16 protein-coding genes are annotated in these 19313 nt (G+C 70.4%); 1 reads left to right on the top strand and 15 read right to left on the bottom strand.

The genetic code is table 11. The annotated features are described in order from the left end of the window. Positions 1–45 precede the first annotated feature (45 nt). From RF637_RS02865 to RF637_RS02805, 13 genes are all read right to left on the bottom strand, one after another. Positions 46–2874, bottom strand: a complete 2829-nt coding sequence (locus RF637_RS02865; protein WP_085105989.1) for an RNA helicase — start codon at positions 2872–2874, stop codon at positions 46–48. A gap of 47 nt (positions 2875–2921) precedes the next feature. Further along, positions 2922–3734 carry a twin-arginine translocase subunit TatC gene (gene tatC, locus RF637_RS02860; protein ID WP_085106078.1) on the bottom strand — a complete coding sequence of 271 codons (813 nt, stop codon included), beginning with the start codon at positions 3732–3734 and terminating at the stop codon, positions 2922–2924. Positions 3735–3929: 195 nt separating this feature from the next. Further along, the gene (tatA, locus tag RF637_RS02855; protein WP_144931827.1) at positions 3930–4283 is read right to left on the bottom strand and encodes a Sec-independent protein translocase subunit TatA; all 354 of its coding nucleotides are present in this window, start codon (positions 4281–4283) and stop codon (positions 3930–3932) included. Then, on the bottom strand, positions 4267–4647 hold the full coding sequence (locus tag RF637_RS02850) for a hypothetical protein (protein WP_035961557.1): 381 nt from the start codon (positions 4645–4647) through the stop codon (positions 4267–4269). Before RF637_RS02850 ends, tatA begins: the two co-directional genes overlap by 17 nt. 24 nt (positions 4648–4671) lie before the next feature. Beyond that, positions 4672–6936 (bottom strand): WYL domain-containing protein, encoded by a 2265-nt coding sequence (locus tag RF637_RS02845; RefSeq protein ID WP_085105987.1) that lies wholly within the window; start codon positions 6934–6936, stop codon positions 4672–4674. Continuing rightward, a complete protein-coding gene (locus RF637_RS02840; RefSeq protein WP_064846990.1) occupies positions 6937–7332 on the bottom strand; it encodes an FKBP-type peptidyl-prolyl cis-trans isomerase in 396 nt (131 codons plus the stop codon). A 64-nt stretch (positions 7333–7396) separates the two neighbouring features. Continuing rightward, entirely contained in the window at positions 7397–8404 is a 1008-nt protein-coding gene (locus RF637_RS02835) for an FKBP-type peptidyl-prolyl cis-trans isomerase (RefSeq protein WP_085106077.1), read from the bottom strand. A 104-nt stretch (positions 8405–8508) separates the two neighbouring features. Continuing rightward, on the bottom strand, positions 8509–9918 hold the full coding sequence (pafA, locus tag RF637_RS02830; protein WP_368844104.1) for a Pup--protein ligase: 1410 nt from the start codon (positions 9916–9918) through the stop codon (positions 8509–8511). Between the two features lie 4 nt (positions 9919–9922). Further along, positions 9923–10129 carry a ubiquitin-like protein Pup gene (locus RF637_RS02825; RefSeq protein WP_098055493.1) on the bottom strand — a complete coding sequence of 69 codons (207 nt, stop codon included), beginning with the start codon at positions 10127–10129 and terminating at the stop codon, positions 9923–9925. A 52-nt stretch (positions 10130–10181) separates the two neighbouring features. Then, positions 10182–11909 (bottom strand): depupylase/deamidase Dop, encoded by a 1728-nt coding sequence (gene dop, locus RF637_RS02820; protein WP_368844103.1) that lies wholly within the window; start codon positions 11907–11909, stop codon positions 10182–10184. Then, complete coding sequence (gene arc, locus RF637_RS02815) at positions 11906–13618, bottom strand: proteasome ATPase (protein ID WP_368844102.1); 1713 nt, start codon at positions 13616–13618, stop codon at positions 11906–11908. Before arc ends, dop begins: the two co-directional genes overlap by 4 nt. Beyond that, positions 13611–14690 (bottom strand): tRNA (adenine-N1)-methyltransferase, encoded by a 1080-nt coding sequence (locus RF637_RS02810; protein ID WP_144931822.1) that lies wholly within the window; start codon positions 14688–14690, stop codon positions 13611–13613. Before RF637_RS02810 ends, arc begins: the two co-directional genes overlap by 8 nt. Before the next feature lie 149 nt (positions 14691–14839). After that, positions 14840–16018 carry a site-2 protease family protein gene (locus tag RF637_RS02805; RefSeq protein WP_240918840.1) on the bottom strand — a complete coding sequence of 393 codons (1179 nt, stop codon included), beginning with the start codon at positions 16016–16018 and terminating at the stop codon, positions 14840–14842. Positions 16019–16099: 81 nt separating this feature from the next. On the opposite strand from RF637_RS02805, the gene RF637_RS02800 reads away from it, so the two are divergent. Beyond that, a complete protein-coding gene (locus RF637_RS02800; RefSeq protein WP_064846984.1) occupies positions 16100–16996 on the top strand; it encodes a PAC2 family protein in 897 nt (298 codons plus the stop codon). 28 nt (positions 16997–17024) lie between these two features. Here RF637_RS02800 and mshC read toward each other — a convergent pair whose 3' ends face one another. Both mshC and RF637_RS02790 read right to left on the bottom strand, forming a co-directional pair. After that, positions 17025–18338 (bottom strand): cysteine--1-D-myo-inosityl 2-amino-2-deoxy-alpha-D-glucopyranoside ligase, encoded by a 1314-nt coding sequence (mshC, locus tag RF637_RS02795; protein WP_368844101.1) that lies wholly within the window; start codon positions 18336–18338, stop codon positions 17025–17027. A 112-nt stretch (positions 18339–18450) separates the two neighbouring features. Further along, entirely contained in the window at positions 18451–19284 is an 834-nt protein-coding gene (locus RF637_RS02790; protein WP_131333006.1) for an undecaprenyl-diphosphate phosphatase, read from the bottom strand. Positions 19285–19313 lie beyond the last annotated feature (29 nt).

Below are 19313 nucleotides of genomic sequence, written 5' to 3'. Positions count from 1 at the left end.
ATTCCCTCCGACCGGGCGTGCGGAACCCCCGCGCCCGGCATTGTCCTACTGGTCGAAGACGCTGTACTCGACGACGCCTCGGCGCACGGCCTCGATGGCCCGGTGCGCGGTCTCGCGCAGCTCGGGATCGAGCCCTTCCACGCCGCGCAACTGGTCCAGGACGTCCACGGTCTGTTTGGCCCAGCGCACGAAGTCCCCCGCGGCCAGGTCGGTGCCGGTGAGCGTCCGGGTCAGAGTGGCGCCCCGGGCCCAGCGGTACATGGCGTCCGCGAGCCCCAGCTCGGGGGCGGCGGTGAGCGGCAATCGGTGCTCGGCCTCGCGCGCGGAGAGCACCGACCAGTTGTGGAGCAGGATCTGAACGGATTCCTCCATGTGGGCCGTGGGCATCTTGGGACGCGCGCCCTGGTCCTCGCGCCGGGGCTGGTAGACGAGTGCGGTCATGACACCGGCAAGTCCGGGAGCGTCCAGTCCGTCCAGGAAGCCGTCCCGCAAGCACAGTGCGAGGAGCAGGTCCCGCTCACCGTAGAGCCGGCGCAACTGTTCGCCCGCCGCGGTGGGCTGCAGGTGACCGGATTCGTCCGGGCTGAGGTACTCGAAGTGCGTGAGCACCGCGCACACGCGGTCGAAGGTCGCGGCGATGCTCCCGGTGCGCCCGGCGATCTGCTTACGCAGTGCCTGGGTGTCCTTCTCGAGCTTCCACGCGCGCTCCGCCCAGCGAGCGTGTTGTTCGCGGTCCGAACAACCATGACACGGGTGCGAACGCAACCGTCGGCGCAGGTCCTCGATCCGGTGATCGCGCGCGGAGGTCCCCCGGTCGAAGCGGATCGCGTGACCGCCCGAGCGGGCGCGCGCGGGACGGTGCTCGTGCAACGCGGCCCGCACGGTCGCGGCAAGGTCCTTGCGTTCCTGGGGGGACTTCCCCGAGAAGTGCTTGGGGATCCGGATCCGGGATTCGGGTTCCAGGGAACCGTCCAGGTCGTTGACACCCACCCGGCGCAGTTTGCCGTCCACCGTGAGAATGTGGGGGCGCGGGTCGAAGGGGTGCGCGTCCTCGCGCAGCACCACGGCCCACCCGGCGTTGCGGCCCTGAGGGATCTCGATCACGTCCCCGGGCAACAGGTCCTGCAGGGCCACCGCGGCGTCGTTACGTTGACGCGCCGAGCGGGACTTGCTCGCGGACTTCTCCTCGGCCGTGAGCTCACGGCGGAGCGCAGCGTACTCGGTGAAGTCGCCCAGGTGGCACGTCATGGCGTCCCGGTAGCCCTCGAGGGTCTTCTCCTGGGAGCGCACCCGTTTGGCCAGGCCCACGACCGAGCGGTCCGCCTGGAACTGCGCGAACGAGGTCTCCAGGATGGACCGGGAGCGTTTGGCCCCGTAGCGCGCGATGAGGTTGGTGGACATGTTGTATGTGGGCCGGAAGCTCGAGTTCAGCGGGTACGTGCGCGTGGACGCGAGTCCCGCGACGGCCTGGGGGTTCATCCCGTCCCGCCACAGCACCACGGCGTGGCCCTCGACGTCGATCCCGCGCCGGCCCGCGCGCCCCGTGAGCTGGGTGTACTCCCCCGGGGTGATGTCCACGCGAGCCTCACCGTTGAACTTGTCGAGGCGTTCGAGCACCACGGAACGGGCCGGCATGTTGATCCCGAGCGCCAGGGTCTCCGTGGCGAACACGGCCTTGATGAGCCCCTCCGAGAACAGCTGCTCGACCACTTCCTTGAACACGGGCAGCATGCCCGCGTGGTGGGCGGAGATCCCCCGGATGAGGCCCTGGTACCAGTCCTCGTAGTTCAGCGCCGCGAGGTCCGCGGTGGACATGTGCGCGGTAGCCTCCGCCGCGAACGCGCGCAGGGTGCGCTGCTCCTGCGGCGTGGTGAGCCACAGGCCCGCGGCCACGCACTGTGCCACGGCGGCGTCGCACCCGGCGCGGGAGAAGATGAAGGTGATGGCGGGCAGCAGGGCCTCGGCGTCGAGCCGGCGCAACAGCTGGGGGCGGGAGATCCGCTCCTGCCGCCCGGTGCGGGGCTCCTGGTGGCGGCCGCCGTGACGACGGCGATTGCGGTGACCGGGTCCGCGCCCACCCGACCGACCCCCGCGGGGATGCTGGGCGCGGAACAACCGCAGCAGCTCGGGGTTGACCTCGGGTTCGTCCCGGTGTTTGTCCGAGTGGCGCTGCGCGGCCTCCTCGACCGTGGTGTCGTCCACGAACAGGTCCAGCAGCTGCGGCCCCACCTGGACGTGCTGCCACAGCGGGACCGGACGGTGTTCGGAGACCACCACGTCCGTGCTGCCGCGGACGTCATCGAGCCATGCACCGAATTCCTCGGCGTTGGAGACGGTCGCGGACAGGGACGCGAGCTGGACGTGCTCGGGCAGGTGGATGATGACCTCTTCCCACACCGCACCGCGGAAGCGGTCCGCGAGGTAGTGCACCTCGTCCATGATCACGAACCCCAGGTTCGCCAGGGTGGACGAGCCCGCGTAGAGCATGTTGCGCAGCACCTCGGTGGTCATCACGACCACGTCCGCTTCCGAGTTCACGGACGTATCACCCGTGAGCAGACCCACACGGTCCGAGCCCCAGCGGCGCGAGAATTCGTGGAACTTCTGATTGCTCAGCGCCTTGATGGGCGTGGTGTAGAAGGCCTTCTTACCCCGGGTCAGTGCGAGGTGGATCGCGAACTCCCCCACCACGGTCTTTCCCGCGCCCGTGGGGGCGGCCACGAGCACTCCCCGGCCCTCCTCGAGAGCGCGGCACCCCTGCGTCTGGAACGGGTCCAGTTCGAAGTCCACGGTGTTCTCGAAGGCCGATAGCTCCGTGCTCACGTGGGCCGCGCGAGCCTTCGCGGCAATGTACCGTTCGGCGGGGGAAGACATGCTTCCACCCTACGCGGTGCCTCTGACACCCCGGGAATCGGGGCGGATCAGTCTCCGTGGGCGGTGCTGCCCATCGAGCGCAGCGCTTCCGCCGAGGTTCCCCGGTCCGCGTTCGCACCGGTCGCGGCGGCCTGCCGGGCCTGCTTCTTGGCACGACGCCGGTCCAGGTACAGACACAGCCCCACGGCCACGAAGAACAGCACCAGCAGCGGGATGGCCAGGTAGAGCATGGTCACGGGATCCGGACCCGGCGCGGCCATCGCGGCGATCACGAGCACGACCACCACCACAATCCGCCACGCCTTGAGCACGGTGCGCCCGGACAGCAGGCCCAGCACGTTGAGACCCACGAGCAGCACGGGGACCACGCACGAGATCCCGAAGGTCAGGATGAGCTGGAGGAAGAAGCGCAGGTAGATCCCGGCCTCCACGAAGTTCGCCCCGCCCTCGGGCGTGAACGCGGTGAGCGCGTAGACGGCCGCGGGCAGCGCGGTCACGGCCAGGGCGCACCCACCCAGGAACAAGGGGATCGCCGCCGCGAGGAAGGCCATGGCGTAGCGGCGTTCGTTCTTGTGCAGCGCCGGCGTGATGAACGCCCACAACTGGTACAGCCACACCGGCGACGCGAAGATCAGCCCGAGCACCACGGCGACCTCCACCATGATGTTGAAGGACCCGCCCACCGAGGAGTAGTTGATGGTCGCGGTGCGCCCGGACTCGGCCAGGCGCTGCAGCGGCTCGGTGATGTACTGCATGAACGGCTCGTACGCCATGAAGCCGAGCACCGCGCCCAGCACGGTGGCCACGGCGGACTTGATGAGGCGGTTACGCAGTTCCCGCAGGTGCTCCTTGAGCGCCATCTGGGCCTGCGGGTTGTGCCGCCGCGACGTGCTCTTGCGGCGTTCCCGGCGCTGTTGCCGAGTGGAACCGGGGGCCTTCCCGGAATCCGTGGTGGACATGGGTCCCTGTCCTCTCTGACGGGCCGTTCACCCGCATGCGACGGGGCCGAGCCGTGCGGCTGGGCCCCGCGCGGGTCCCGACGGACGATGCCGGGATCAGACGGTGGGGCGCTGGTTCTGGTCCACGGTGGGCGCGGGCTGGCCCGGCTGCGGGGTGATCACGGTGGACTGCTCGGCGGCCGGCTGTTGCACCGAGGGCTGCACCGTGGGCTGGGTGCTCGACTGCGCGGCGGTGGTGCCCGCGACGGGCTCGCCATCGGCGACCGGCTGGCCGTTGACGGTCACGTTCGGATCGTCGTCGCGCTTCATCTCCTTGACCTCGGACTTGAAGATGCGCAGGGACTGGCCCAGGCTACGAGCCATCCCGGGCAGCTTGGGGGCACCGAAGAGGAGCAGGATGACCACGAGGATCAAAACAAGGGTCAGGGGGCTGTCAAACAAGCGGCCCATGGCGGAGTCCTTTCTGTTCAGCCCGGCGCACGTCCGAATACCTCTGGGGCTGCCCCAGGGTGTCCCTGCGCTGCATCCTGCGGATGAGCCGAGCTGTTTGTCGTTGGTCCCGGCCGCTACGGTAGGCGGCGCGGGTCTCGTCCACCGGGGTGAACATGGCTGGCGGGGCGGGTGTGCGCAACGGCGTGGAGTGTCCCTGGGCCGCGGCGTTCCAGCGGGTGGCGAAATCGGTACCGCTTCGCTCGATCTCGTCCAGCGCGGGCAACACCTGCGTGCGCACGACCCGGTAGAGCACCCACCCGATGAACGCGGCAGCGCCCAGGACCAGAACGGTCCACAGCACGACCCACATCCACCACAGCATGGCCCCAGTATAGGCAGTCGACGGCTACGGACGCCCGGGGGTGGGCTCGGGACAGCTGCTGTTCAACCACTGTTCAACGGCGGCCACAGCCTCGGGCGGTGAGACCACGCCCACGTGTCCCGCATGCCGTGTGACCAGGGACGACAGTGCATCCAGTGTGGGGAAGTCCACCTCCGCGGCCACGTACTCGGGCAGCGGACGCGGCCCCCGCGCCGCGCGTGCGCGGGACCCGGGAATCGGCTGGGAGTTCGCCTCCCGGGGCGCGGCGTCGGATTCCTCTGTCTCCCCCGGTGCCGAGGGCACGGAGACCTCCACGAAGCGCTTGGCGTGGTAGTGCTCCACGATCCACCGCCCGCGCCGATCAGTGACGACCACAGCCTGGACCGGACGACGCTTGGCCGGTTGGATGCTCGAACGCACCTCCGATTCCATGCGCGGGTGCACCTCGGCCTCACCCGCGTCCTCGCAGCCCACGATCCGGTCGGTGCGGAACGTGCGCGGCGCGTTGGCCTGCAGGCACCAGCCCCGCACGTACTGCTGCCCGTCCGAGAAGATCATCCGCACGGGGTCCACATGCCGCTCCGTGACCTCGTCCCGGGAGGCCACGAGGTACTGCAACCGCACGCGCCGGCCGTTCTTGATCGCGTCCCGCAGGCGGGTGACGAGCGCGCTGTCACGGGGCTCCGCGGCGGCGTCGGCGTCCGGTGCCGCAAGCGCGTCCGCGAGCGGCAGCGCGTCCGCGGCGGTCGCGACCTTCTGCATGGCCGAGCGCACGACCCTGCTGTCACCGCCCGGAACGGCCTGCAGGGTCTGCAACCCCATGAGCAGCGCGCTGGCCTCGGGGACCGTCAACCGCACGGGTTCGGACAGTTCCTGCGCGTTGCCCAGGTAGATGTGGCCGTCGTCCCAGGACGCGTCGATGAGCTGGTCCGGCATGTGCCCCGGGCGCCCGCACACGAACAGGGTCTGCAGGTCGTTGACGAGTTCCGCGTCCGTGATCCCGAAATGCCTGGCCGTCTCCTCGAGTTCCGCGCCCTGATGGGCGTAGACGTGGCGCACGATGTGTAGCAGCCGCGCGAGGTGCTGTTCGGTGCTGGCCTTGGCCGCGCCGTAACGGCGCTGCTTGCCCCAACGCACGTCCACGCCGGGCATCCGCGCCTGGAAGGCCCGCGCGTCACGGAGTCTGCGGGCCACGGCGTCGGCGACCGCGTTCTGGGTCGCGATGTCCTCGGCGGTCGGGGCGTCGTCGCTCGTCGAATCGGGTTCGGCCGACGGCCCGCCCTCGGCCGTCGGGGTGCTCCCGCCCTGTGCGGCGTCGCCCCGAATGCCGGGCACGGGTTCGCGGGGCACCCGGGCGTCCGGGCCCGCCGCGCACACGTGTTCCGCCGCGGACTCGGTGTCGTGCACCGCGAGCTGCACGGCGTCGTAGCCCTCGGGGGCCCGCCACGCGGGCGAGTCGGACGGCGCGGCAATGCGGCGCAGCAGCTGGCCCGCGCCCTGGCGGACATGGACCACCACGCACAGCTGCGGCGGCTGGCTGACCATGCGCGCGAGCTGACCGCCCATGGAAAAGTCCCGGGGCGGCTCGAACGTCTCGCGCGTGGTCTCCACCTCGGAGATGATGCGGGAGAGCCGGAACGTGCGCTGTGCACGCCGGTCCGTGTCCCAGCCCGCGAGGTACCAGGCCCCGTAGCGGGAGCCCACGCCCCACGGCTGCACCGTGCGCTGGGAGAATGCCCCGGTGCGGTCCACGTAGTCGAAGCGCACTGTGCGGTGCGCAAGCACTGCCGAGAGCAGCGGCTCGAAGGCGGGGTCCGCCACGGCCACGGTGGGCTGCAGGTCCCGGCCCGGCGCGGCCTCGCCGCTGAGCGCCGGTTCGAGCTTGTCGAGGGCGCGGCGTGCGAGCCGGTCCTGGGCAGCGTCGTTCCATGCGTCCGCCGCGACGGCGAGCACCGCGGACTCCTCCGCACTGAACCGCACCCGGGGCAGCCGGTACGAGCCCCGGGGCACGCGGTAGCGCGGGGTGAGCTGCGCGTCCGAGGCCCAGGGGTCGTCGTCAGGGATCTCCTCCACCGGGTACCCGAGTGAGCGCAGGTGCGCCTTGTCGCGCTCGAACATGCGCTCGAACGCGTCCTGGTTCCCGGCGCGGTCGTAACCGGGCACGATCCCGCGCAGCTGCTCACGGGTGTACCCGGACTCGCGGTCGAGCAGGGCGATCAGCAGGTTGAGGAGCCGCTCGGCGGACGCCGTGGTGGAACGGCGCGCCGAGGGCCCCGCGGAGGGCGCCATTCAGCGGACGTCGAGCAGGTCCACCACGAAGATCAGGGACTCGTCCGGGCCGATCACGGCGCCGGCGCCGCGCGAGCCGTACGCCAGCTCGGAGGGGATCTCCAGCCGACGCCGACCACCCACCTTCATGCCCAGCAGACCCTGGTCCCAGCCCTGGATGACCTGTCCCACGCCCACCGTGAAGCCCAGCGGCTCACCGCGGTTCCAGGAGGCGTCGAACTCCTCGCCGCCCGAGTACGTGACACCCACGTAGTGGCACGAGACCGTGTCCCCGACCTTCGCCTCCCGGCCGGTGCCCTGGATCTCGTCCACGATCCGCAGCTCGGTGGGAACCGGGTCCTGGGGGAAGTCGATCTCCGGCTTGGAACGATCAAGCTTGCGCTGTCCGAATGACACGGGCTCTACCTTTCGTCGTGGGCCCCCGGGCGGGGCCGTGCCGAGCACACAGTGTAGCCGTGTCTCACTTGCCGGACGCAGAGGACTCCGGGCTCGCGCTCGGTGCCGTGGACGCACCGGGAGTGGCGCTCGCCGAGGCCTGCGGGCTCGCGGTCTCCGTCTTCGGGGTGGGTGTGGTGCCGAGGATGTCCACCACGAACACGAGCGCGCCCGCGGGGTACTGGGAGTCCTTGCCGAGCTCCTTCTCCGTGCCGTAGGCCTTGTCGGTGGGGATCACCAGCTCCACGCGCGAGCCCACCTTCTGGCCCTCCAGACCCTCCTTCCAGCCGGCGATCACACCGTTGAGGGGGAAGGAGGCCGGGGTGCCCTTCTCGTAGGAGGAGTCGAAGGACTTCCCGTCCGCCCAGCGCACGCCCACATAGTTCGCGATCACGGTGTCCGACTCCTTGACGGTGTCACCGTCCCCCTCGATCAGCACGTCCGTCTTCAGCTCCTTGGGCTCGCTACCGGAGGGCTTGGCGATCGTGGGGGTGCCCTTGTCGTCCTGCGTAACGTTGGGCATGCCCTTGGAGGGGGTCTTCATCTTCTCGTTGAGCGACGGCATGATCTTCTTGGTCACCTGGTAGACCTCCACCGAGGTGGAGTCGTCCCCCTCGGAGGCCGCGCCGCTGGTCTTGGGAGAGCTGTACGCGATGATCTCCCCCTCCTTGGCCTTCGTCAGGGCGTCGTACATCTGCGGCAGGGAGTCCTTGAGCTCGTCGTTGACGGTCAGCACCTGTCCGGCACCCTGACTGTAGGTGTCCCCCAGCGAGGAACCATCCGAGCCCTTGTACAGGGCCGCCTGCAGCATGATGCTGTCGCCGGCGTGGATCTCCTCACCGTCCCCCTCCTTCAGGACCTTCGTCTGCGCGTCGTCCACCTTCATTGGGGTCTTGAAGGACACCGACGGCGCGGTGCCCTGCGAGGGGTCTGCGGACAGTTCCACGGAGTCCCAGCCCGAGCCCCCGCCGCAGCCGGTCAGCAGCAGGGACAGGGCGAGCGCGGCGGTGCCGGCAGGGATGATCTTTCGCACGAGGGGGTGACCTTTCGTCATCGGGGTGCTGGCTCGGGGCCAATGTAGAGGACCCGCGTGGGCCGCGGCTGGGAGAGTCCCCGGAACACTGCGGGCGGGTGGGGTCAGGCGCGTCCGGAGGTGATCTCTGCGATCAGCTCCTCGACGTCCGGCTGGGTGGTGGCGAAGGGGTCCTTGCACATGACCGTGCTCTGCTGGTGCTCCCCGTTGAGCTTCAGGTGCACCCAGTCCACGGTGGTGCTGACCCCGGCGTCGTGGGCCGCGGCCACGAACCGCCCGCGCATCCGCGCCCGGGTGGGAGGGCCTTCGACGACGGCGCGCTCGACGTCCTGCGGGGCCACGAACGTCTCCACGGCACCGCGGCGCTCCAGCATATGGAAGAGTCCGTGGCGCGCGGAGGTGTCGTGGTAAGCGAGGTCCAACTGCGCCATGCGGGGGTGGGACCAGTCCATCCCGTGGGCGCTCGCGTAGGAGTCCAGTAGCTTCTTCTTGATGGCCCAGTCCAGCTCGCGGTCCACCAGCGAGCTGTCCTGCTCCTCGACGGCGCGCAGCCCACGGTCCCACAGCCCGACGACCCAGTCGAGGCGGTCGTGGTGCGCGCCGTGGCGCTGCACGAACCGGGTGACTTCCTCAAGGTACTCGCGCTGCAGTTCGATCGCCGAGCGGTAGCCCCCCGCGGCCAGCTCCAGCGGTGCCAAACCGGTGAGGTCGTGGGAGACCTGCCGCAGGGCGGCAGCCGGGTCCGCGAGCGTGCGGTCCGGCAGGATCTGGCCCGCCTCGATCATGCGCAGCACCGCGTCCGTGATGCCGATCTTCAGCGCCGTGGTGGTCTGGGACATGGACGAGTCGCCCGTGATGACGTGCAGCCGGCGGTAGTGCTCGGCGTCCGCGTGCGGTTCGTCCCGGGTGTTGATCATGGGGCGGGAACGGGTGGTGGCCGAGGACGACCCCTCCCACACGTGGTCCGCCCGCTGGGAGAACGAGTAGCCGGGGCGCCCGTCCCCCAGGGCCAGGGAGCCGAAGGGCGGCGGCCCGTCCGGGTGCACCCGACCCGCGCCCACGAGGATCTGGCGCGTCACCAGTAGCGGCAGCAGGTGCTGGACCAGCCGGGAGAACTCCGTGCGGCGGGCAATCATGTAGTTCTCGTGCGAGCCGAACGAGTTGCCGGCGGAGTCCGCGTTGTTCTTGAAGAGGTGCACCGTGCCGCCCACGCCCTCGGCGTCCAGGCTCTCCTGCAGCTGAGCGCGCAGGTCGTCCACGATCCGTTCGCCGGCGGCGTCCTGGGCGACGACATCGTGCAGGGTTGCGGCCTCGGCCGTCGCGTACTCGGGGTGGGAGCCCACGTCCAGGTACAGGCGCCCGCCGTTAGGCAGGAACACGTTGGAGGCCCGCCCCCACGCGAGCACCGGTGCGAACAGCCGCCGCGCCGTCTCGTCCGCACCCAGGGGACGGCCCTGCGGTGCGCTGTGGATCAGGCCGAACTCGGTCTCGATCCCGTAGATCCGCCGTTCCACGGTATTACTGGCCGCCCTTCTGCACGAAGCCCTTCACGAAGGCCTCCGCGTTGGTCTCGAGCACGCCGTCGATCTCCGCGAGCAGGTCGTCGGTGCCCTGGGTGTCCCGCTGGGCCTGTGCGGCGCCCGAGGCGGGCGGGGTCGCGGGGGCCGGGGCGTCCGGTTCCTCCTCGCGGCGGGATCCGGTGCGGAAGATGCGTTCCTGTGCCATGGTGTCCTCCTGTGGCTTCTCGAATGAGGTGTGCTGCGCCCGACCGGGCGGTTCAGCCGATGTCGCTGCCCGTGACGAGGGCGGGCCGGTTCGCGGCCACGCGCTTGATCCAGGTCTCGACGTCCGGGGCGTCGAACCAGTCCTCGCACGTGTCCCGGGTGAGGTCGTGAGGTTCGGGCATCCTGACCCGAGCTCCCCGGCGGATCCCGGGGAACGTCACGGTCAGCGTGTCCCAGCCCACCGCGGCCATGTCCCGCGGGTACCGGGACACCGCGGTGCCCCGGAAGTACGCGCGGGTGTCGGTCGGCGGATGGTCCGCGGCCGCAGTGATCCGGTCGTGGTCCACGAGGGTGCGGATCCGTCCGGCGGTGGCGAGCTTGTGGTAGAGCCCCTTGTCGGGGCGCACGTCCGCGTACTGCAGGTCGATCGCCACGAGCCGGGGATCGTCCCACGCGAGACCGTCGCGTGTGCGGTACGCGGTGAGCAGCGCGTACTTGGCCGCCCAGTCCAACCGGTCGGACAAGCGCGCGGGGTCCTCGGCGAGGTCCGTGAGCACCTCGTCCCAGGTCTGCAGCACGTGGGCGGTGTCCTCGTCCAACCCGTTCGGGGCCAGCTCGGTCTCCAGCGCCAACGCTGCGCGGTAGTACTCGCGCTGCAGCTCCACCGCGGTCAACTCCCGACCGTTCGCGAGCGCCACCGTGGTGCGCAGGGACGGGTCGTGACTGATGGCCTGCAGCGCGGCCACGGGATCCGCGAGCTCGAGGCGCGGCGCCCGGTCGTGTTCCACGAGGTTCAGCACCAGGGACGTGGTCCCGAACTTGAGCAGCGTGGCCACGTGGGAGAGGTTGGCGTCCCCGATGATCACGTGCAGGCGCCGGTAGCGGGTGTCGTCCGCGTGGGGTTCGTCCCGCGTGTTCACGATCGGGCGGTGGATCGTGGTCTCGAGCCCCACGGTGCGTTCGAAGAAGTCGGCGCGCTGACTCAGTTGGAACCCAGGACATGAACCGTCCACCCCGAGGCCCACACGGCCTGCACCGCACATGATCTGCCGGGACGCGAAGAACGGCAGCAGGGCCGCGGTGATCCGCTCGAAGGGCACGGCGCGTTCCACGGTGTAGTTCTCGTGCGCGCCGTAGGACACCGACTTGTTGTCCGTGTTGTTCTTGTAGAGGTTCACCGGCGCGGCATCCGTCCCCGTGGAAACCTCCGCGAGGTACTCCACGGCGCGGGCGGCCACCACGTCCCCCGCGGCGTCCCACGTGAGCGCGTCCAGGGGCGTGGTGACCTCCGGGGACGAGTACTCCGGGTGGGAGTGGTCCACGTAGACCCGCGCGCCGTTGGGGATCACGGTGTTCATGATCACGCGGCGCCAGTCGAGGTCCTCCGTGTACATCGCGGTTTCGCTGATCGCCTCCGCGGCGATCTCCTCCGCGGTGAGCACCGGCGCCTCATCGGTGAGCTGGCTCGGGTGGGCGTCCTCGCGGGCCACGGTGAACCCCCGGGCATCCGCGAGCGGGGTCTCGGAACCGTAGTCCCACCCTGTGCCGAGCGGGGCGTCCGGGGAACCGGGCTGCGCGGCGTCGTCGTCCGATGGCGTGGGCCCGGCCGAGCCCACGGACCGTTCCCCGCGTGCCGCCTCCTGTTCCCGAAGCCGTCGGGCGACCCACGCAGCGTACCCCGTGACCACGCGGGTCGAGAGCACCGTGGGGTTCGCACCCGGCTCACCCTGGGCCAGCACGCCGAACTCGGTCTCGCTGCCCATGATCCGCCGTACCGTCATGCCGCGCCCCCGTCCGGACGCTGCGTGCCGGAGACCCCGGGGCGGTCCACCGCGATCCGGACGTCCTGGATGGTGTCCGCGCGCCGACCGGTCAACCGGGCCCAGTCCTCCGGGTCCGCGGTGTTAGGCAGGTCCTGTTGTTCGTGGAACTCCTGGTTCACCGCGTCCACGAGGTGCTGCGAGGTGATCCCCCGCCGGCCCGTGGTCAGCAGCGTCTTGATGGCCTGCTTCTTGGCGCGGTCCACCACGTTGCGGATCACCGCGCCGGACACGTAGTCCGCGAAGTACAGGGTCTCCTGGCCGCCGTCGCGGTACGTGATCGTGAGGAACTCGGTGTCCGGGGTGCGCGCGTACATGCGCCCGATCGCGGCGTCCACGAGCTCCCGGGCGGCCTGCGCGCGGGAGCCGGCGCGAGCGACATCGTCCTCACGCAGGGGCAGGTCCTCGGTGACGTACAGCGAGAAGATCTCCCGCGCGCCCTGCTCGTCCGGGCGGTCGATGCGGATCTTCACGTCCAGGCGACCGGGGCGCAGCACCGCGGGATCGATCATGTCCTCGCGGTTGGTCGCGCCCACCACGATCACGTTGTCGAGCTGCTCCACGCCGTCGATCTCCGTGAGCAACTGCGGCACGATTGTGGTCTCCACGTCCGAGGACAGCCCCGAACCGCGCACGCGGAACAGCGAGTCCATCTCGTCGAAGAACACCACAACGGGGATCCCGCGCGCCGCCTGCTCGCGCGCGTTCGCGAAGATCGAGCGAATCTGGCGCTCGGTCTCCCCCACGTACTTGTCGAGCAGCTCGGGGCCCTTGATATTGAGGAAGTAGCCCTCGGGCCGCGCGCGCCCGGCCTTGGCCGCGCTGCGCTCGGCGAGCGAGCGCGCAACAGCCTTGGCGATCAGCGTCTTGCCGTTGCCCGGGGGACCGTAGAGCAGGATGCCCTTGGGCGGGCGCAGACCGTGTTCGCGGTAGATGTCCGGGTGGACGTAGGGCAGTTCCACGGCGTCGCGGATCGCCTCGATCTGAGGCCCCAGCCCTCCGATGTCTGTATAGCGGACCTCCGGGACTTCCTCGAGCACGAGCTGTTCCACGTCCGTGCGTTCCACGGGTTCCAGGGCGAAGCCCGTGCGGTGGTCCACGGTCAGGGCGTCCCCGGGCTTGGGGCGCTCACGCCGCAACCGACCCGAGAGTAACAGCACGCGTTCCTCGTCCGAGCGGCCCACGGTGAGCACGCGGTCGTGGTCGATGACCTCCTTGACGGTGGCCACCTCCCCGGTGCGCTCGTAATCGAGCACCGCGATCACCACGTAGTGCTCGTTGAGCAGCACCCCCAGTCCGGGCTCGCACGCACTCAGCGACATGAGAGGGCTCAGGGCCACGCGCATCTTCCGTCCCGCGGAGAGCACGTCCACCGACGGGCCCGTGACCACGGGACCGTCCCCGGTGGCCTCCCCCAAGGGCTGGCGACCGTGGTTGACCTGCAGCACCACGGCGAACGTCGCGGGCGCCTCGGCCTCCGCCGCGAGGGTCTTCTTGAGCGTCACGATCTCCTGGCGGGACGCGTTGAGCAACCGCACCAGCTTCTCGTTCTGCGATCCCACCGCCGCGAGCTGCTTGTCCAGGTTGCGCTTCTGGTCCCGCAGCATGTTGATCTGGCGCTGGGTGATGTCCGCGGCCGAACGGCCCGCGGTGCCGCCCGATTCAGTCATCGCGCACCTGACCCTCGTCCGCGCGGGCCTGCTCGTCGATCTCCCGCTGGGCGCGCGCGGCGTGCTCGGCCAACGACGCCGCATCGCGGCCCGCGCGGCGCAGCTTGCGGTCCGAGACCACGCGCTCGCCCAGGGCCACGGGAGTCCACGCCTGCAAATCCTCTTCCGTGTACTCGCTCTTGGAAGCGCGCCGCTTCGGAGCCAACCTGGGTGCGCCGTCCACGAGTCGGCGGGACTGGATCAGGAACCCGGTGTGCGCGACCATGCGGTGGTCCGGGCGCACCGCGAGCCCCTCCACATGCCACCCGCGCACCATGGTCTCCGAGGCCTCGGGCTCGGTGAAGCGGCCGTCCGCGCGCATGGCCTCCGCCACGCGGGACAACTGCGGCACGGTGGCCACGTAGCAGATCACCACGCCGCCGGGCGCGAGGGTTGTGGCCACGGCGTCGAGGCACTCCCACGGGGCGAGCATGTCCAGGATCACGCGGTCCACGGACCCGGGCTCCTCCCGCGCGGCCAGTTCCTCTGCGAGGTCCCCGAGGCTCAGTTCCCACGCGGGGTGCGGGCCGCCGAACATGGTCTCGATGTTGCCCCGGGCGATCTCCGCGAACTCCTCCCGGCGCTCGAACGAGTGGACGTGGCCTTCGTCCCCCACCGCGCGCAGCAGGGAGATGGTCAGCGCGCCGGAACCGACCCCGGCCTCCACGACCCGGGCGCCCGGGAAGACGTCCGCCATGGTCACGATCTGCCCGGAGTCCTTGGGGTAGACCACCGCGGCTCCGCGGGGCATGGACAGCACGAAGTCCTTGAGCAGTGGCCGCAGCGCCTGGTACTGGATCCCCGAGGTGTTGGACACGACCGTGCCCTCGGGTTGGCCGATCAACAGCTCATGTGCCAGCACCCCGCGATGGGTGTGGTGTTCCCCTCCGTCCACCAGGGTGATGGTGGTCATCTTCCCGGTCTCGTCCATGAGTTGGACGCGCTCGCCGGAGCGGAACGGGCCGCGCCGGTTGGCTGCTCCCCGCACGGTGGCGCCGGTGGGGTTCGGGTGGGATTCCTGCTGCTCGCTCATCTGCTCGCTCTCACGCGTGGTCGTCGTCGGGGCCGTCCGGCTCCGTAGGTACGCCCGCACCGCGGGCCGCCCCGAGCCATTCTCCCACCGTAGCCCCGATCGGATCACCACGCCCCGCGGCGATGGCCCCCACCGCGCTCATGGAGCGATCAGGCGCGCAGGGCCAAGCGTGCGAGGTCCTCGTGGTGCACCACGCCCGTGACGTGACCGGCGCCGTCCACGACGCACACCCAGGCGCGGCGCCCGGACTCCAGCACGCGGGCCAGTTCGCCGCCGGGGGTGCCCGGGTCCACGGTGGTATCCGCGGGGTGCCATTCGGCTACGTCCCCCACGGCGACGACGCCGCGGTGTGCCAGTGCCACCCGTTCGGCGAGCTCGGGGTCCAGCAGGCCCACGGCACCGCGGTCACGGACGACAACGTCCGGGGTCCATCCCCGGTAATCGTCCCCCGTGGCGGCCATGACGGTGGCGTCCACGAGGGCCAGGGGCGTAGTCGGGGAGAACTCCATCGCGGGACGCGCGACACCCCCGGCCCGCACGGCGTCGAGCACGCCCAGAACGCGTGCCTGGCGCAGCGCCTGCCCCGCGCCCATGAAGATGAACCCGGCCACGAGCAGCGTGATCACGAGCACCACCGGTTGGCGCCATACCTGCGCCCACAGCAACCACGCGACCGTGAGGATCGCGATCCCGCGCCCGCACCACGCGGCCACGGTCGTGCCCTTGGCCTCCGAGCGGGTCAGTGCCCACACGATCGCCTCCACCACGCGCCCGCCGTCGAGCGGCAGTCCGGGCAGCAGGTTGAACAACCCCAGGATCCAGTTGGCCAGGATCAGCAACTGGACGAGCGCCCACCCCGGGCCCGCGAGGCTGTCCGCGGTCACGAAGAGAACACCGGTGCCCAGCGCGGCGAGCACCACGTTGCTCAGCGGTCCGGCCAGGGACACGAGCGCGGTGGGCAGCGGCGTGGTGCGCACGCTGCCGAACGCCGTGTGCCCACCCATGAGGGTCAGCACGATCCGGGTCACTGGCCACCCGGCCGCGCGACCCGCGAGCGCGTGGGCGAGTTCGTGCACCAGCACGCTCAGGGCCAGGCCCACCGCGAAGCCCAGGGCCAGGAGTAGGTTGAGCCAGCCGAGCTCGGGGTACAACCGCCACAGCACGGGCCCGTACATCACCAGGGTCAGCCCCGCGATGAGGAACCACGAACGGTCCAGCAACAGCTCCACGCCCAGCAGCAGACCCAGCCGCACGCCGCGGGGTCGGGGGCCGGCGGGGGCCGGTGCGGCGCGGTCGTCGGAGGGCTGGCGGAACCGGGGAAGGGGCATGCTGAACATGGTAGGTGCGCCCGCCGGTACCGCGCTGGGGATCGGCTCGTGGAACACCCGCATGGGCCGTACAGTGGGACGGTGACCACGTTGGACAATAATTCGGAGCAACCCGGTATCGGACCTTTCGGGGTCGTGCGTGACGGTGCGGACCAGGAGACCGTCACGGTGCTCATCGCCGCGTTCGAGGGCTGGAACGACGCCGGCGACGCCGCCACGGACACCCTCAAGCTCATCCGCGAGCAGCTCAACGCGAAGGACGTGTTCGAGGTCGCCTCGGACGACTACTACGACTACCAGTACTCCCGTCCCGTGATCCGCCGGCCCCTGACCGGGGAGCAGAAACTGCACTGGCCCACCACGCGGTTGTCCAAGGCGTCGGTGCCCGGGACCAACCTGGACGTCGTGCTGCTGCACGGCTGGGAGCCGTCCTACCGGTGGCGCGCGTTCACCGCCGAACTGCTCGAGCAGGCCGCGGCCCTGGACGTGGACTTCGTCATCATGCTCGGCTCGCTGCTCGCGGACGTCCCCCACACCCGCCCGATCCCCGTGACCCTGACCTCGGACACCGAGGAGCTGCGCGAGGAACTGGACATCGATGCCCCCCAGTACGAGGGACCCACCGGGATCGTGGGGGTGCTCTCCCACATGGCCGCGCTCGCGGGCTTCCCCACGCTGAGCATGTGGGCCGCCGTCCCGCACTATGTGGCGCAGTCGCCCTCTCCCAAGGCGCAGCTCGCGCTCGCGCGCCGCCTCGAGGACCTGCTGGGCATGGCCCTGCCGCTCGAACCCGTGGTCGAGGACGCCGAGGCGTGGGAACGCGGCGTGGACGAGCTCGCCTCCGAGGATCCGGAGGTCGCGGACTACGTGCGCCAGCTCGAGGAGGCCAAGGACACCGTGGACCTCCCGGAGGCCACCGGGGACGCGATCGCCCGCGAGTTCGAGCGTTACCTGCGCCGCCGCGACGACCGCGGCTGACCGCGCGGGTCCGTCGGAGGCGGGGCGCTCAGAGTTCGATGCCGAGCAACGCCTCGACCGTGGCGCGCGCCAGCGCGGCGTCCTCGGCCGACGCCCCCGCACCACGCGCGGCGGCACCGCCCAGGTTGCGTGCGGCCCACGCGTCCACCGCGATCAGTGCCGCGGGAGCGTTGAGGTCCTGACCGAGGGCCGCGCGCACGGCCTCGAGCAGGGAGTCCGCCCCGGCCGTTTCGGGTTTGACGGCGGCCTCACGCCACGTGGCGAGGCGACGCTTCGCCTGCTCGAGCAGGTCGTCCGTCCAGAACCAGTCCGTACGGTAGTGGTTGGCGAGGATCGCCAGGCGGATCGCGGCGGGATCCACTCCCTCCCGGCGCAGGGTCGAGACGAGCACCAGGTTGCCCTTGGACTTGGACATCTTCTCGCCGTCCAGCCCCACCATCGCGGTGTGGACGAAGTGCTCGGCCATGGGCTCACCGGACAGCGCGTACGAGTGGCCTGCGCCCATATCGTGGTGCGGGAATGCGAGGTCCGAGCCTCCGCCCTGCACGGTGAACGGCGCGGGCAGGTACTGCAGCGCGATGACGCTGCACTCGATGTGCCATCCGGGGCGGCCCTCACCCAATGACGCACCACCGTTCCAGAACGGTTCGTCCTCGCGCTTGACGCGCCACAACAGCGGGTCCAGCGGATCACGCTTGCCCGTGCGTTCGGGGTCGCCGCCGTGATCCGCCAAGAGGGGCAGCATGCGCTCCCGGTCCAGGCGACACGTGGAGCCGATCACCCATGCGTCGGGGTCGTCGGCGCGCAACCGCCCGGCGGCGTCGACGTCGAAGTAGACGTCCCCCGCGGGCTCCGAGCGCCCGTCCTGGCCGGTGCCCTCCGGGACGCGGTACGCGAGCCCGCGTTCCACGAGGCGTTCGACGGCGGGCACGATCCACTCGACGGCCTCGGTGGCCCCCACGTAGTGATCGGGGGCCAGCACGTTCAGGGCCGCCATGTCGGTGCGGAACAACTCCGTCTGTTCCTCGGCGAGCTCGCGCCAGTCCACGCCGGTGTCGTTCGCCCGCTCGAGCAGGGGGTCGTCCACGTCGGTGACGTTCTGGACGTAGTCCACGGGGAAGCCGGCGTCCCGCCACACCCGGTTGAGCAGGTCGAAGTTCACGTACGTCGCGGCGTGGCCCATGTGCGTGGCGTCGTACGGGGTGATCCCGCACACGTACAGTCCCGCCCGGCCCTCACGCGGTTCCAGCCGTTCGAGCTCCCCCGTGCTTGTGTCGTGCACGAGGGGTGCGGGCGAGGTCCCGGGCAGTTGCGGAACCGGACGGCTGGACCAACGCTTCATGTTCACCTTCGCTTGGACGATTCTTGGACTCCCTCGAACGCAACGGGCGCACCGGGGCCGCTATTCCCTGGTGACCGCGAACGCGCACGTCACGGGTCGAGGGCGGTGCTGATCAGGCGCTGATGAGCCCCGTTCCGAGCATCACGAACAGCGCGGCACCCAGCAGGATGCGGTACCACACGAACAGGTTGTAACTGCGTTCCGAGATGTAGTGCATGAACCACCCGATGATCAGGTAACCCACGCCGAACGCGATCAAGGTTGCCACCGCGGTCTGGCCCAGGGAGTAGACCCCGCCGGGTTCAGCGCCGCTGACCGCCTTGTACAGCTGGTACAGGCCGGAGGCGAACACCGCGGGAATGGCCAGCAGGAACGCGTAGCGTGCCGCGGCCGCGCGGGTGTAGCCCATGAGCAGACCCGCGGTGATCGTGCCACCCGAGCGGGAGACACCGGGCACCAGTGCCAGCGCCTGGGCGAAACCGAAGCCCACGGCGTGCTTGACGGTCAGGTCCTCCAGGTGACGCTCCTGCTTGCCCATGTAGTCCGCGATCGCCAGGAACAGACCGAAGACGATCAGCATGGTCGCGGTGATCCACAGCGAGCGGAACTGGGTCTCGATGTAGTCCTGCAGCAACAGACCGAGTACGGCGATGGGCAGTGAACCCAGGATGATGAACCACCCCATGCGGGCGTCCGGGTCCTTGCGGTCCACGCGGCCGCTCAACGACAGCGCCCACTTCGTGATGATGCGCACGATGTCCCGCCAGAAGAAGATGATCACGGCGGTCTCGGTGCCCAGCTGGGTGATCGCGGTGAAGGTGGCCCCGGGGTCCGCCCCGTTGGGCAGGAACTCGCCCACGATCCGCAAATGGGCGGAGGAGGACACCGGCAGGAATTCGGTCAGCCCCTGTACGAGGCCCAGGATTATCGCTTCGATCCAGTTCACGCGACAACTGTACGGCACCCCCTCCGAGG

Origin of the sequence: Kocuria sp. CPCC 204721 (genome assembly GCF_040980945.1) — a bacterium.
GTDB lineage: Bacteria > Actinomycetota > Actinomycetes > Actinomycetales > Micrococcaceae > Kocuria > Kocuria marina.
Note: the sequence above shows the minus strand (reverse complement) of the source record. Positions and strands in the feature narration are given on the sequence as shown.